This window comes from Caballeronia sp. dw_19 (assembly GCF_018449515.1).
Classification (GTDB): Bacteria; Pseudomonadota; Gammaproteobacteria; order Burkholderiales; family Burkholderiaceae; genus Caballeronia.
In genome coordinates this window covers 121,322-134,866 of sequence record NZ_JAAVUQ010000006.1, presented here as the reverse complement: position 1 = coordinate 134,866, position 13,545 = coordinate 121,322, and the positions used below count along the sequence as shown (strand labels likewise).

The 13,545-nt window shown below is 60.2% G+C and carries 12 protein-coding genes; 9 read left to right on the top strand and 3 right to left on the bottom strand.

The features are described 5' to 3' along the window. Positions 1-765, bottom strand: coding sequence for a carboxymuconolactone decarboxylase family protein (locus tag HB376_RS10835; protein WP_213763655.1), 765 nt, complete (start codon positions 763-765; stop codon positions 1-3). A gap of 352 nt (positions 766-1,117) precedes the next feature. Here HB376_RS10835 and HB376_RS10830 point away from each other — a divergent pair, with 352 nt between their 5' ends. From HB376_RS10830 to HB376_RS10800, 7 genes are all read left to right on the top strand, one after another. Beyond that, positions 1,118-2,308 (top strand): CaiB/BaiF CoA-transferase family protein, encoded by a 1,191-nt coding sequence (locus HB376_RS10830; protein WP_213763654.1) that lies wholly within the window; start codon positions 1,118-1,120, stop codon positions 2,306-2,308. A gap of 29 nt (positions 2,309-2,337) precedes the next feature. Further along, the gene (locus HB376_RS10825; protein ID WP_213763653.1) at positions 2,338-3,162 is read left to right on the top strand and encodes a CoA ester lyase; all 825 of its coding nucleotides are present in this window, start codon (positions 2,338-2,340) and stop codon (positions 3,160-3,162) included. A gap of 7 nt (positions 3,163-3,169) precedes the next feature. Further along, a complete protein-coding gene (locus HB376_RS10820) occupies positions 3,170-4,159 on the top strand; it encodes a LysR family transcriptional regulator (protein ID WP_346730473.1) in 990 nt (329 codons plus the stop codon). Positions 4,160-4,201: 42 nt separating this feature from the next. Further along, entirely contained in the window at positions 4,202-5,587 is a 1,386-nt protein-coding gene (locus HB376_RS10815) for an MFS transporter (protein ID WP_213763652.1), read from the top strand. Then, positions 5,587-6,396: an N-acyl homoserine lactonase family protein gene (locus HB376_RS10810; protein WP_213763651.1), complete on the top strand. Its 810-nt coding sequence runs from the start codon at positions 5,587-5,589 to the stop codon at positions 6,394-6,396. Before HB376_RS10815 ends, HB376_RS10810 begins: the two co-directional genes overlap by 1 nt. A 125-nt stretch (positions 6,397-6,521) precedes the next feature. Then, positions 6,522-7,892: an acyclic terpene utilization AtuA family protein gene (locus tag HB376_RS10805; protein ID WP_213763650.1), complete on the top strand. Its 1,371-nt coding sequence runs from the start codon at positions 6,522-6,524 to the stop codon at positions 7,890-7,892. A 5-nt stretch (positions 7,893-7,897) separates the two neighbouring features. Next, complete coding sequence (locus tag HB376_RS10800) at positions 7,898-8,275, top strand: DUF4387 domain-containing protein (protein ID WP_213763649.1); 378 nt, start codon at positions 7,898-7,900, stop codon at positions 8,273-8,275. 50 nt (positions 8,276-8,325) lie between these two features. Here HB376_RS10800 and HB376_RS10795 read toward each other — a convergent pair whose 3' ends face one another. Next, positions 8,326-9,168, bottom strand: a complete 843-nt coding sequence (locus HB376_RS10795) for a GntR family transcriptional regulator (RefSeq protein ID WP_213763648.1) — start codon at positions 9,166-9,168, stop codon at positions 8,326-8,328. A 659-nt stretch (positions 9,169-9,827) separates the two neighbouring features. On the opposite strand from HB376_RS10795, the gene HB376_RS10790 reads away from it, so the two are divergent. Both HB376_RS10790 and HB376_RS10785 read left to right on the top strand, forming a co-directional pair. Beyond that, complete coding sequence (locus tag HB376_RS10790) at positions 9,828-10,598, top strand: ABC transporter substrate-binding protein (protein WP_213763848.1); 771 nt, start codon at positions 9,828-9,830, stop codon at positions 10,596-10,598. 335 nt (positions 10,599-10,933) lie between these two features. After that, positions 10,934-12,109 (top strand): porin, encoded by a 1,176-nt coding sequence (locus tag HB376_RS10785; protein ID WP_213763647.1) that lies wholly within the window; start codon positions 10,934-10,936, stop codon positions 12,107-12,109. A gap of 37 nt (positions 12,110-12,146) precedes the next feature. Here HB376_RS10785 and HB376_RS10780 read toward each other — a convergent pair whose 3' ends face one another. Beyond that, the gene (locus HB376_RS10780) at positions 12,147-13,088 is read right to left on the bottom strand and encodes a LysR substrate-binding domain-containing protein (RefSeq protein WP_213763646.1); all 942 of its coding nucleotides are present in this window, start codon (positions 13,086-13,088) and stop codon (positions 12,147-12,149) included. Positions 13,089-13,545: the final 457 nt, after the last annotated feature.

Sequence of the window (13,545 nt, the reverse complement as noted above, 5' to 3'; positions counted from 1 at the left end):
TTAGCGCGATGTTTCGTTTTCGAACGACGCCAGTTCTTCAGCGAGAATCGGCAGGGTGACTTCGAAACTGTGTATGCCCATGATGCTGGCCAACTGCATGACCTCCAGCACTTCCGCCGGGGTCGCGCCATACGCGAGCGCGTTCTCGATATGCACCAGGGTGCCGGGCAGGTATTGATGGGTGACGGAAACATCCACCGCGATGTACATGAACTCCTTCACCTTCGGGTCGAGCGTTCCGCTTACCCACGGAACCGCCGAGAACGTGGTGAACGCTTCGAAGTAGTCGGGATCGAGCGCGAGCAGCCCGTCCCAGATCGGGCTCCAGTAGCCGCGCTTTGCCTCGAAATCGGCCTTGATGGCCTGGCGCCTCGCGTCGGGGTGGCTCAGGTCGAGCGCGCGTGCGGGATCGTGTGCGACCTTCTCGGCGAGGGCCGGCATGCCGATCACGCAGGCGTGCACGCCGATCACGCTCACCAGTTGCAATACTTCGAGCAGTTCTTCCTTGCTGGCGCCCAGACGCAGTGCGTCGCGGCAGTGCCTCCGTACGCCCGGCGCGTAGAGGTGGGTGACCGAGGCGTCGAGCGCGAGACTGACGAGAGCCTTTGTCTTGGGGTCGAGCGGCCCCGAGCGATGCGGCGAGCCCGCAAAGTCCAGATAGGCGCGTACGAATTCCGGGCTGCTGTCTATCAGGGACGCGAGCGTGTCGGGCCAGTAACCGCCATGGCGGACAAACGTTTCGACCTGTTCGCGTAACGATATCATTCAGTAATCCTTTATTCTGTTGATGAGGCATGGGTGACAAGGCATTGACTTGCGTGGCCGGTGAATCCGCCGGCTGGCCAGCTTCCCACTTGTACGGACAGGTGAATCATATGAGCGCAGCGCGGGCTGTGCAAATGGATTGTCAGCAGGCGGCGAATGTTGCGCAGCAGCGTCCCGGTTTTCACCGGCACGCCTCAGGGCCTTTTCAGGAAAGGATCGGAGGCAGACTGGCAGGTCGTGACGCGGTGCATTATTTTGCGTTCCTTATGACGCAGTTTTGATTATTTCAATAGACGACTCGCCGGGTCGGGGTCGACCATCGCATTCAATCGAACCATTCAACGGGAGTGGCATGAAAGCTTTGGAAGGCCTTCGGGTGCTGGATCTTGGAACCTTTGTCGCCGGTCCTTTCTGCGCCACGATACTCGCGGAATTCGGCGCCGAGGTGATCAAGGTGGAACCGCCGGGCGTGGGTGATTCGCTGCGCCGCTTCGGTACCGAAACGGACTGTGGCGACACGCTGATGTGGCTGACTGAAAGCCGCAACAAGAAATGCGTCAGCCTCAATCTCAAGGATCCGAAAGGGCAGGAGATGCTGCGCCAGCTCGCGGCGAGCTGTGACATCGTGGTGGAGAATTTCCGGCCGGGCGTCATCGAAAAATGGGGGCTCGATTTCGATACGCTTCACGCGCTCAATCCGCGCACTATCCTCGTCCGCATCTCGGCGTATGGGCAGAACGGACCGAGCCGGCTGAAGCCCGGTTTTGCGCGCGTCGCGCATGCGTTCTCGGGGCTTTCCTACCTCGCCGGCGAACCCGGGCGAATCCCCGTGACGCCCGGCTCGACGTCGCTCGCCGACTATGGGTCGGGCATGTACGGCGCGATCGGCGCCCTGATCGCGTTGCAGGCGCGTGAGAAGACAGGACGCGGGCAATGCGTCGATCTCGCCTTGTATGAATCGATGTTCCGCGTGCTCGACGAAATGGTCCCCGTGTATCACAAGCTCGGCAAGGTGCGCGAGCGCATGGGCGCCAACGCGGTCAACGTCGCGCCGCACAGTCACTACCGGAGCCGCGACGGCCGCTGGATCGCCATTGCCTGCACCAATGACAAGATCTTCAAGCGCTTCGCGAGCGTGATGAACCAGCCGGAACTCGCTTCCGAAGACCGCTGGGGCCGGGTGGGGCCGCGCGTGGCTGCCGTTGACGAAGTCAACCAGGTCGTGCAGGAATGGGTCGGCATGCGCAACCACGACGAAGTCCTCGCGCTGTGCGACCAGGGCGAAGTGCCCGCCAGCCTCCTGTACAGCGTCGCCGACATCTTCGAGGACGAGCAGTACCAGGCGCGGGAAAACATCCGCGTGATGGACTCGCGCGCGGGCGAGGTGGCCGTGCCCAATGTGATCCCCAAACTCTCGGAGACGCCGGGAGCCCTGGAGTGGCTCGGCGAGGAACTCGGCGGCCACAACGATGAAATCTTCCGCGACGTGCTCGGCTTGAGCGTAGCGCAGATCGAAGCGCTGCGCGTGTCGGGCGTTATTTGAGCCGCCGCATGACAAAACCGGAGACCCGCATGTCTGAATCAATCCGTTCCTATCTGTTCGCGCCCGCCACGCGTCCTGAGCGCTTTGCGAAAGCCGCGCAGTCCGGCGCCGGCGCGGTGATCGTCGACCTGGAAGACGCCGTCGAGCCGGCGCGCAAGGAAGCGGCGCGCGTCTCGCTCGCCAAGACCATGCCGGGCCTGATTCGTGAAGCCCGCGCGCGCGACGTGGAAGTGCTCGTGCGCATCAACAGCCGCGGCAGCGACTGGTATCACGACGATCTCGCCGCCTGCGCCTCGTTCGAACTGGATGGCATCGTGATACCGAAGGCCGAGGACCCCGATGCGATCGCCAGCGTGGCGCAGCGCCATCCGCTCTGGGCCTTGCACCTCCTGATGGAAACGGCCGTGGGCTTCGAGCATATTGGCGCGCTGGCGAAGGCGCCGGGCGTGCGGCGCATGATGTTTGGCTCGGTCGACCTCATGTTCGACCTCGCGGCGAATGAAACTGGCGAGCCGTTGAATTACTATCGGAGCCAGATCCTGCTTTATTCGCGCCTGGCGGGATTGATCCCGGCTGTCGACGGCGTATGCACCACCCTCGACAACCCGTCGGTCCTCGAGGATGAAGTGCGGCGCGCGCGGGCTTTTGGCTTTGGCGCCAAGCTGTGCGTGCATCCGCTCCAGATCGAGCCGGTCAATCATGGGCTCGGTCCCACGCCGCAGGAGCTGGCGTGGGCGCTGCGCGTGTGCGAGGTCGTGTCGAACGGCGCCGCGGTCGCGGTGGACGGACGACTCGTGGATGCACCGGTGCTGGCGCAGGCACGCCGCATCGTGGCGTCCGCCGGCCGTGGCTGAGGTCATCATGAAAGAAGGCGCGCAACGCTTGCTACGAGTGCGCGCGCCCGCGCCTTTCCCGATGACCCTTTTGAAGAAGCCGATGCCCGGCGTGCTGTCATGCCGCAGCGTCAACGACCTTCAGCACATCCGCGCGTTCGTCGCGGTGGCGCGCGAAGGCAGCCTGACGCGCGCCGCGCAGCTGCTGCATCTCACCCAGCCCGCCGTCAGCCTGCAATTGAAGAGCTTCCAGGACCAGTTGAACCTGCGCCTGCTCGCGCGCTCGCCGCGCGGTCTCACGCTCACCACCGACGGTCTCAAGCTGCTGCCGTATGCGGAGAACATCCTGCACGCGATCGGCGATTTCGAGGCGGCGGCGGGCAACATGCTGACGGTCCTGAGCGGCACCGTATCGATCGGCACGATCCTGAATCCGCAGACCATCCGCCTGGGCGCAATCCTGCAGCACATGGCGAGCCACTACCCGGAAGTGCGCACGCGCCTGCGCCACGCCATGACCGGCCAGGTGCTCGACCAGATCCGCAGCGGTACGCTCGACGCAGGCTTTTACCTGGGCATGCCGGGGGATATCGACGGGATCGAGTTCCATGCCATCGCGCTCATGCCGATCACCTATTACGTCATCGCGCCCAAGGGCTGGCAGGACCGCATCAATGGGCGCGGCTGGACGGAGCTGGCCGCGCTGCCGTGGATCTGGACGCCGCCTACCTCGACGCATCACCGCATGCTCTCGCACGCGTTCGATGCCGCCGGGGTCCGGCCTCAAGTCGCGGCCGAAGTCGATCTCGAAGCGTCGATGGTCGAGCTCGTGCGCGCCGGCGTGGGCTTGTCGCTCGCGCGCGAGTCGGTGGCTATCGACGAAGCGCAGAAATACGGAGTCGCGATCTCGCGGGAGTTGCCGATCGAGATTCCGCTGTCGTTCATTACCCAGGCCCGCCGCCGGGAGGAACCGCTGATCGAGGCGATCTTCCTTGCCGCGCAGATGGCGTTCGCATGATGCGCTGCATGGCCGGCAGCACATAACGATATAGGAGACAACATGTCGGCTCGCACAGCAAACGTGGCACAACGGCTCGATTCGCTGGAGATCGGCCCGTTTCACTGGCGCCTTCTCGGGCTCATCGGCGGAGGCATGTTCTTCGATGCCTTCGACAACTTCCTCTCGGGCAGCGTGCTCGGCGCCCTGGTGCACCAGGGGCTGTCCGACATCCACATGAACGCCCTTTTCATATCGATGGGGTTCGCCGGGCTCACGCTCGGCGCGTGGTGGGCCGGCATCGCGGGCGACCGGTTCGGGCGACGCTTCTCGTATCAGTTCAACCTGCTGGTGTTCGGCGTGACGTCGCTCGCGGCGTCGCTCGCGCCCTCGATGACCTGGCTGATCGTGCTGCGCTTCATCATGGGCATCGGGCTGGGCGCGGAGATCGTGGTGGGCTACAGCACCTTGAGCGAGTTCATGCCGGCGCACGCGCGCGGACGCTTCTCGTCGCTGCTGAACCTGATTACCAATTCTTCGGTACTGGTGTCCGCCGCGGCCAGCTACCTGATCATTCCGCATTTCGGCTGGCGCTGGATGTTCGCGATTCCCGGCATCGGCGCGCTGGTGATCTGGTACCTGCGCAAGTCGATGCCTGAATCGCCGCGCTGGCTGGCCGCTGTCGGCCGCGACACCGAGGCGCAGGAAATCGTGCAGCGCATAGAAGGTGAGAGCGTGCGGCTCGCCAACCCGCCTCCCGCCGTGCAGCACAGCGAGGAGCCGGGGCGCCTGCGCGACCTGTTCGCTCCCCGGCAACTGGCCCGCACCGTGGTGGGCATTGCGGTGATCTGCATTTCGTTCACGGCGATGTACGCGTTCATCGCCTGGGCGCCGACCTTCCTCGTGAAGCAGGGCTTTGGAATTTCCAACTCGCTGCTGATCACGGCGGCCATGTTCGCCGGGGGCCCGGCGGGCTCGCTCATCAGCATGGCGATTGCCGACCGGATCGGCCGCAAGTGGGGCCTCGTGATCTTCTCGCTGGCGGGCGCAGTGATCGGCATGGCGTATCCGTTCGTGAAGACCCCGGTGACGATCGCGCTGGTGGGTTTCGGCGTGACTACCTGCATCTACGTGACATCGGCGCTTGGCGTGGCCTGCTATGTGACCGAGCTGTTCCCGACCCGGCTGCGCCTGCGCGGCGTGGGCCTGTGCAACGCCGCGGGACGCTTCGTCAACGTCGGCGTGCCGTATGCGGTTGCGGCGGTATATGCCTTCGCGGGCCTGCTCGGAGTCGTCTCGTTCATCGGCGTGCTGTTCCTGGTGCTGGTCGCCGTGTTGCTCGCGCTTGGCGTGGAGACGAGGCAGCGCACGCTCGAGGAAGTGCAGGCGCCAGTTGAGCCCGCCGATGACATGGCGGCGCAAACCAAACTTCATATAGGAGGCATGTAATGAAAGACGGGCTACAAACGTATGAACTCTTCGCCATCAAGTATGCGCGGCGCGACGGCTGGCGGGCCGACAACTTCATCGGCGGCGATGACGACCACAGCAGCGCGATGCCACTCGACTACTACATCTGGGCGGCACGCAACAGCGAGCGCTCGGTGGTCATCGATACGGGCTTTAACGCCGAAGTGGCCGCCCGGCGAGGCCGCAATATATTACGTTGTCCGATCGATTCACTGAGGTTGGTGGATATCGATCCGGACGCCGTGACGGACGCGGTGATCACGCACCTGCATTACGATCATGTGGGCAATTTCACCTTGCTGCCTTCGGCCTGCTTTCATATCCAGGAACCGGAGATGCACTTCGCGGCCGGGCGCCACATGAAGCACGCGCATTTCGCCCATCACTACGAGCCTGACGATGTCGCGGCCATGGTGAAAATGAATTTCGCGCAGCGCGTGGAGATGCACAACGGACCGGCCACGCTTGCGCCGGGCATCGAACTGATTCCGGTGGGTGGCCATACGCCGGGCCTTCAGATCGTGCGGGTTCATACGGCGCGGGGATGGGTGGTGCTGGCGTCCGACGCCTCGCATTTCTACGACAACATCGAGAAGGGCAAGCCGTTTTCGAATGTGTATCACGTCGAGGAAATGCTGGAGGCTTATGGCACGGTCTACGCCGCCGCCAGTTCACCGCAGCATGTGATCCCGGGGCACGACCCGCTCGTGCTCGACCGCTATCCGGCTCCCACGCCCGAACTGCAGGGGATCGTGGCGCGTCTCGACGTGGCGCCGTCGAACGGCTGAAAGGTTGGCTCCCGGATGACCGTGGCACGGCGGCTTGACATCGCGCCCACGGCCGTCATCCTTCATGTACGGTTGTACGTACAAGATATTTGAAAAGCATTGACCTCAACGAAGAGAGACATCAGATGATTGTCGGAGATGAAAGCGAATTGCGCATCATGGCCGTGGCGGGAAACCTGGGATACGGCTTCCCGGAGAGTTCGTTGAAGGCAGGGCTTGCACGCAAGCCGCACCTGATCGGCGCCGACAACGGCTCGTCGGACCCGGGCCCTTATTACCTGGGCAGCGGCAAGTCCCTGATCAAGGACGAGCAATTGCGCCGCGACCTGGGGTTGTCGCTCGCGGCTGCGCGCTCGGCCGGCGTGCCGTACGTGATCGGCACGGCAGGGACCGCGGGCGGACAGCCGCACCTGGAAGGCTTCCTCGATATCCTCGACGAAGTCTCTCGCCGCGACGGCCATCGTTACCGGCTGGCGACCATTCCGGCGGAGATCGACAAGGCCGTGATCAAACGCGCCATTCGCGAGGGCCGGGTCAAGTCGATGGGCGTCTTGCCGGAACTGACGGAGCAAACGGTCGACGAAGCCGTGCGCATTGTCGGGCAGATGGGCACGGACCCGTTCGTCGCGAGTCTTGAGGCGGGCGCGGATGTGATCGTGGCCGGGCGTGCCTGCGATACCGCTATCTACGCGAGCCTCGCGGCATTCAGGGGCTTCGACATGGGTCTCGCCTTCCACATGGCGAAGCTGCTCGAGTGCGGAGCTCAATGCGCGGTGCCGCTTGCGGCCAACGATTGCCTGCTCGGCACGCTGCGGCGCGATCACTTCGAACTTGAGCCGATGAACCCGGAGCGCGGCGTGACGCCGGTGTCGGTGGCGGCGCACATGATGTACGAGCAGCCGGACCCGCATCACTTCTTCGAGCCCGAGGGCATGGTCGATCTCGAGCACACCACCATCGACCCGATCGATGCACGCCGCGTGAAGGTGCGCGGCAGCAAGCTGGTGGACATGCCACCGAGCATCAAGCTGGAAGGCGTCAGGTTGCGCGGCTACCGCACCATCACCGTGGCGGGCATGACGGACCCGCGCCTGCTCGCGAGCCTCGACGAAGTGGAAGCCCGCGTGCGCGACGACGTGGCGCGCCTTGTCGCGCATGACATGAAGCCCGGCGAGTACGAACTGAACTTCATCTACTACGGCCGCAACGGCGTGCGCGTGCAGCAGCGCGTGCCGCGACTCGCTCATGAAGTGGGGATGGTCATCGAGGCTATCGCGCCGACGCAGGAGCTGGCGAGCATGGCGCTCTCGCTTGCGCGCAGTTCGTTCCTGCACGGCTATTTCAAGGGCCGCAAGGCCACCGCCGGCAACCTGGCGTTTCCGTTCTCGCCATCGGACCTGATTGGCGGCCCCGTGTACGAATTCACGATCTACCACGTCATGCAGGTCGACGACGCGGCCTCGCTGTTTCCCATTACCACCACCCAGATCGGATGAGCGCCATGGATTTTGCCCAAGCCTTCGACCCCGCCCGCGGCGACAGGATCTACGATCTCGCCGAAGTGATGCGCAGCAAGAATGCCGGACCGCTGTACTTAACCTTCGACCTGATCTTTCCTGATTCACGCGTTTATCGTCGGGTGCTCGACAGCGGCGTGCTGACGGCCGAACTGGTGAGCGCGCTTTACGACGTGGGGGAGACGTTCGTGAGCATCGTTTCGTTCGACGCCGCCAACGCCATCAAGATCACGATTCCGCGCACGGGGCCCACCTCGGGTGCGCCGGGCGACCGTGACGTGTACGGCGCGCAGCAGCACGAACCGTTGATCGGCATTCGCATTCCACAATCGGCTGAATCCAATGGGACAATCGGCACATGATATGCCGGACGACCGCGCAACGTTGATCGGAAAGGTGGGGGCGTTTGCGACTAAGGCTGCTGTCCGGAATCTCGCCCGATACGCACCTTGGTCGTGTGCACGAGTCGATCCGACGGATAGATGCCCACGCTGACCTGCGTCAGCCGGTGTTGCTGGTCGACGAAGCGGCGCGTGATCTGCAGGCCGTGCGACCCGGCCGGCGTGTTCAGCCGTTCGCAGATGTCCTGGGGAAGCAGGACTGAGGCAATGTCCTGTTCCATTTCAACCAACCGTATCCCATAGGTCTTTTCGATCAGGGAGAAGTGAGGATGCCGGCTGCTCTCTATCTCCGAGACGATCGAGGCGAATTCGGGGAGCAAGTAGACCCACAGGTGACCAATGGGATCGGCGCCGCTCGCAGCGTAGCGCAGCAGTGACAATTCGAGCCATGCCTGTCCAGGCGGGCAGTGCAGCGACTGCGCGGCCATTTCGTCGGCAATGAAATGGCGCTGGCCGATAAGGCGCGTGCGGGTTGCTTTGGAGAACTGCACCAGGTCGTCCATGGTCGCTCCCGTGTGCACGAAGCGAAACGTGGTGCGCTGCGCGCGCACCGTGGTTCCAATGCCTTGCTGCGTGCTCGTGAAGCCCTGTTCGTTGAGGTGGCGCAATGCCTGCCGCACGGTTTGGCGGCTGACGGCAAACATCTGCTGCAGGGTGGCCTCGCTCGGGAGCGTGTCGCCGATCGAGTAGCGCCCCGACTGGATATCGGTTATGAGGGCAATCGCCACGGCCGAATATCTCAAGCCCTGGCGCCCTGTGAAAGCGGGCGCCTCGGCAGGAGACGTTTGGATTGATTTTCGCATCGGCGATCCTTCAACGGGCTGATAGAAGTTCTTTCCGGCGATATTGGACACAAAGCGTCACCCAGTGATGCTGGCGTATGCCATCTTGCATCTCGATCCTGGTCCAATGAACCGGATGAATCGCACCGGACGCGGACACGACGTTTGGGATTCGCATAGTTCCATTTCGACGGAGCGGCTTGCTTGTTGCACCGGCGAATCTAGCACATAAATTTTCGTCGAGGTCTGCGCTGCCGAGCACGCGCGCCACAGCTGAATTCATGGTCTGCTTCGGCTATCACATGCAATAAGAATGTCCAGGCGAGAAAATTCCAGATGATATGGATAACTTATTTTTTCAACGAATAAAACAGCCCGGCGAAATTCTGCCCGCTCCGCCTGTCTTTCAATTGCCCCTTCTTGACGCTATCCAGTCACTGACAAATTTTACGCTTTGTAAATATAAGTACTGCTAGGCATAGTGATCTCGTTCGCGCTGCGATTTTGCCGTACAAATCGTTCCGGGGAGCCTCACGCCGTCAGGCAGATTGTTTTAGAAAATCTTAACTACCGCTCAGAATAGATCCCCTATTCATTCTTTTTTTGAATTCCTAAGCTAGCGCTGTATCAATGAGCCAGCACCCGGCCGGATTTCGGTCGATATTCCTGGCGCGGTAGTGATCGGCTCAATTGATAAATATGACTACTGGCTCGATCAAGAGGATGCAAAAATGAAAAGGGTATTTGCTGGTCTGGTGATCTGGATGACCGCATTTTGTGCGCACGCCAATAATGCCGGTGAGCTTCGATTTGGCGTGGATCCAACTTACCCCCCGTTCGAATCAAAGGCGTCGTCCGGGCAACTGGCAGGTTTCGATATCGATTTAGGCAACGAAATATGCCAGCGTCTTAATGTTAAATGTATCTGGATCGAAACGGCGTTCGACGGAATCATCCCGGCGTTACAGGGACGCAAATTCGATGCAATACTTTCCGCCATGTCGATCACGCCGAAGCGCGAAGAACAGATAGCGTTCTCGACATCTGTATACAGCACGCCGAGCGGCCTGATAGGTAAGCAAGGAAGCACCATCCGCCCCACTATCCAGTCGCTGAAGGGAAAGAGTATTGGCGTCAACCAGGGCGGGACACAGGAAGCTTATGCAAAGGCGTATTGGGCGCCTGCAGGCGTAAATGTTGTCTCCTATGCCGATCAGCAGGAGGTTTATGTCGATCTTCGGTCCGGGCGCATCGACGCGACATTGACCGATATGATTTCCGGCAGCCAGTTTTTGAAGACGCCACAGGGCAAGGAACTCGCGTTCCTGGGCGATCCGATTACCGATCCGAAGACGCTCGGCAACGGTGTTGGTATCGGGCTGCGTAAAGATGAACCCGCGCTACGCGAAAAAATCAATCAGGCAATTGCCGGAATAATCAAGGATGGAACATATCAGAAAATCGAGCATCGATATTTTGATTTCGATATTTTGAATCATTGAAATGGGACATGCCGGTAATTTTTAGTATCGCGATTTTAATTTGGAAATAATGCTGGATTGATTTGTACCGAGACCGTTCCGGCACCCCTGCGCTGCTTCGGGCGTCCTTCCGTGGGCCAGGCCGATCGACCGACGGCCAAACATTCAACGCTTTACCGCGCGACGGGCCTCATTTTGTCCGTCACCTGTCGAAAGAATATCGCCCGGATGCAACTGATGGCTTCTGACGTCGGTTAGTCGAGACGCCGAGCGCGTTTGCATGTCCGCCATTTTGCCTGTCGTTGAACTGACCTTGTTAATCAGATCTTGTTAATCGGATGACTTTCCAATCGGAGATGAAAGTGAAGAAATCGTTATTGGCTATGTGCGCGGTGAGCGCAATTACCAGTGCTGCTCATGCGCAAAGCAGCGTCACGCTGTACGGTTTGATCGACGAAGGGCTTGATTATACGAGCAATGCAGGAGGGCATAGCCTCTACGCATTATCCAGTGGAGACGAAGTCGGTTCGCGCTGGGGCTTGAAGGGAACAGAGGATCTGGGTGGTGGTGTGCGCGCGATTTTCGACCTTGAATCGGGTTTCAACGTAGACAACGGAAAGTTTGGGCAAGAGGGACAAGCATTTGGCCGCCAAGCCTTTGTCGGACTGTCTAGTTCGAAACTGGGGGAGTTGACGTTCGGGCGGCAATATGACTCGCTCGTCGACTTTCTGAGTCCGCTCACTGTCAACGGCAGCTGGGGCAGCACGCTATTCGCCCATCCCTATGATAACGACAACACGAACAATACGTTCCGTCTCAATAACGCGATCAAGTACACGAGCCTCGACTATCGTGGTTTCTCGTTTGGGGGCGCTTATGCATTCAGCAACTCCACCGGCTTCGCCATGAACCGTGCCGAAAGTATTGGCGCACATTACACCAACGGTCCGTTGAGCGTCGCTGCTGCATACCTGAATGTCGACAACCCTAACGACGGAACTAACGGAGCCGTAGCGATTGGCCCCAACGGCAATCCAGACGGTAGCTGGACTGCCAACCGCCAACGAATCTATGGTGTAGGCATCAACTATACGATTGCGCCAGTAACATTGGGATTTGTATTCACGAACACCGATTTGTCGCAACCAACCGCGACGCAGTACGCGACACTTTCGCCAAGTCCAACGATCGGTGCGGCGTCGTCGATCAAATTCAATAACTTCGAGTTCAATGCCAAGTATCAGTTGACGCCTTCGCTATTCGTCGGCGGCATGTATACCTACACGCAGGCCACGTACGACGGTACATCGGGCAATAGCGCGAAAGCGAAATATCATCAGGCCGGCTTGATGGCCGACCTCAATATCTCGAAGCGCACGGATGTGTATATTCAGGGTGCCTATCTCAAGTTGATTAGCGGTTCGAATCTGGCCGGCACCGGACTGGACGTTGCCGCTAATCCCGACACGGCGTCGCCTTCATCAGGTGACAAGCAGTTCGTTGCCAGAGTCGGCATGCGTCACAGCTTCTGATTGGCAAGCGGGCCTGGCTGAGCGCTGCGTTCGCCGTCTAGTCCGGCGTGCGCAGCATGCAGTCGTTGATCTGCTGCTGCTCCTTGCTATGGGTCAGAATCCACCGATGAAAGCTGCGGCAATGCTGCCTGTCGAAGGTGTTCGACTTCCAGGTCAAGAAGTAAGGCCAAGGTAACGACAATCCGGTCGGCAGCGGTACGACCAGGCGGCCGGCGGCAAGGTCATCGCGGATTAGCGAATATTGCGCAAGCACAAAACCCTGGCCATCAATAGCCGCTTGGATCGCAACGCTCGCTAGTGTGAAGACTCGCCTTTTGTCATCGAGTTCTCCGCTGTCAACATGATTGGCGTCAAACCAGTCTCGCCACATTGGCGGCGAGACGAACTTCGGGCCCCAGTCCACTGAAATCAGCGGGTACTCGAGAATATCGGCCGGCTTCCCGATTGGATCCCGGCCTTCCAGTAGTTGCGGACTGCATGCGGGCACCACGCTGTCGCGGAACAATTCGACGGCGTTGTCCATACTGGCGACCCGATCACCGTAACTGATGCGGAAATCAAATTCATGTCCCTCCGGCACAGGTTCTGAATGCGAGCCGTCGAGATAAACGCTCAGCTCGGGGTGCTTCGCTTGCCATTCCAGCACGCGCTTTGAAAGCCATTTCGACAACATGGACGGCAGCGCACTGATGCTCAGGTTAAGCATGTTCCTCGATCGTTCGACCTGTGCATGCGCGGCGCGTAAACCTTCGAACGCGGCCGAGCAGCTTTCATGGAATTGGCGCCCCGCTGGGGTAAGACGTAGCCGCTTGCCTTCTTTCTGCATCAAATGCAAGCCAAGCGCGTCCTCAAGCAACTTCATCTGCTGGCTGACTGCGCCTGCCGAGATGCCAAGCCGCTTCGCCGCTTCCACTACTCCACCGCTCCTGCCGACTATTTCGAAGATTTGCAGCGCGCGCAATGGCGGAAGCGTACTCATTCTTTTACCTCTTCTACAAAATGACGAACAACATACACCACAGTTAGTTTAGATAGTCTAAACGAACGAACAGGACTCGACATCTATTATTTTCCCAGCAATTTCATTATGCTTTTTTAAAGGAAAACATTGCATGTACTGCTGTTAAATAAGCCAAAAACAAAGATGGGGCAAGTCGTTATTCTTGATGAATGCTCCGGCTTGACCTCTTTTTTTGCTGGCAGCGTATGTGATGCTGCACGGGTTGCAGGTAGCTATTTTCGATCATCCGGTTGGGCTTTTCCGCATGGCAAGAGATAAGGCTACATAAGGCGACGTAGGTCTACGCATGCGGCTCGCAAAGACACAATGTCGATCGATCGCTGGTTCTGTCAAGAAGGGAGCCGGAAGGTTGCCGGCGAGCATTTGGCGGTCTTGGCGAACGCGCCTCGGTCTAAGCATTCGGCGCTGACGAACG

What these genes read in the sequence shown, in the direction of transcription:
- HB376_RS10785 (WP_213763647.1), top strand. Translation starts at nt 10,934, where the DNA reads ATGAAAGTGAAGAAATCGTTATTGGCTATGTGCGCGGTGAGCGCAATT.
- HB376_RS10815 (WP_213763652.1), top strand. Translation starts at nt 4,202, where the DNA reads ATGTCGGCTCGCACAGCAAACGTGGCACAACGGCTCGATTCGCTGGAG.
- HB376_RS10835 (WP_213763655.1), bottom strand. Translation starts at nt 765, where the DNA reads ATGATATCGTTACGCGAACAGGTCGAAACGTTTGTCCGCCATGGCGGT.
- HB376_RS10780 (WP_213763646.1), bottom strand. Translation starts at nt 13,088, where the DNA reads ATGAGTACGCTTCCGCCATTGCGCGCGCTGCAAATCTTCGAAATAGTC.
- HB376_RS10820 (WP_346730473.1), top strand. Translation starts at nt 3,170, where the DNA reads ATGAAAGAAGGCGCGCAACGCTTGCTACGAGTGCGCGCGCCCGCGCCT.
- HB376_RS10790 (WP_213763848.1), top strand. Translation starts at nt 9,828, where the DNA reads ATGAAAAGGGTATTTGCTGGTCTGGTGATCTGGATGACCGCATTTTGT.
- HB376_RS10830 (WP_213763654.1), top strand. Translation starts at nt 1,118, where the DNA reads ATGAAAGCTTTGGAAGGCCTTCGGGTGCTGGATCTTGGAACCTTTGTC.
- HB376_RS10805 (WP_213763650.1), top strand. Translation starts at nt 6,522, where the DNA reads ATGATTGTCGGAGATGAAAGCGAATTGCGCATCATGGCCGTGGCGGGA.
- HB376_RS10810 (WP_213763651.1), top strand. Translation starts at nt 5,587, where the DNA reads ATGAAAGACGGGCTACAAACGTATGAACTCTTCGCCATCAAGTATGCG.
- HB376_RS10825 (WP_213763653.1), top strand. Translation starts at nt 2,338, where the DNA reads ATGTCTGAATCAATCCGTTCCTATCTGTTCGCGCCCGCCACGCGTCCT.
- HB376_RS10800 (WP_213763649.1), top strand. Translation starts at nt 7,898, where the DNA reads ATGGATTTTGCCCAAGCCTTCGACCCCGCCCGCGGCGACAGGATCTAC.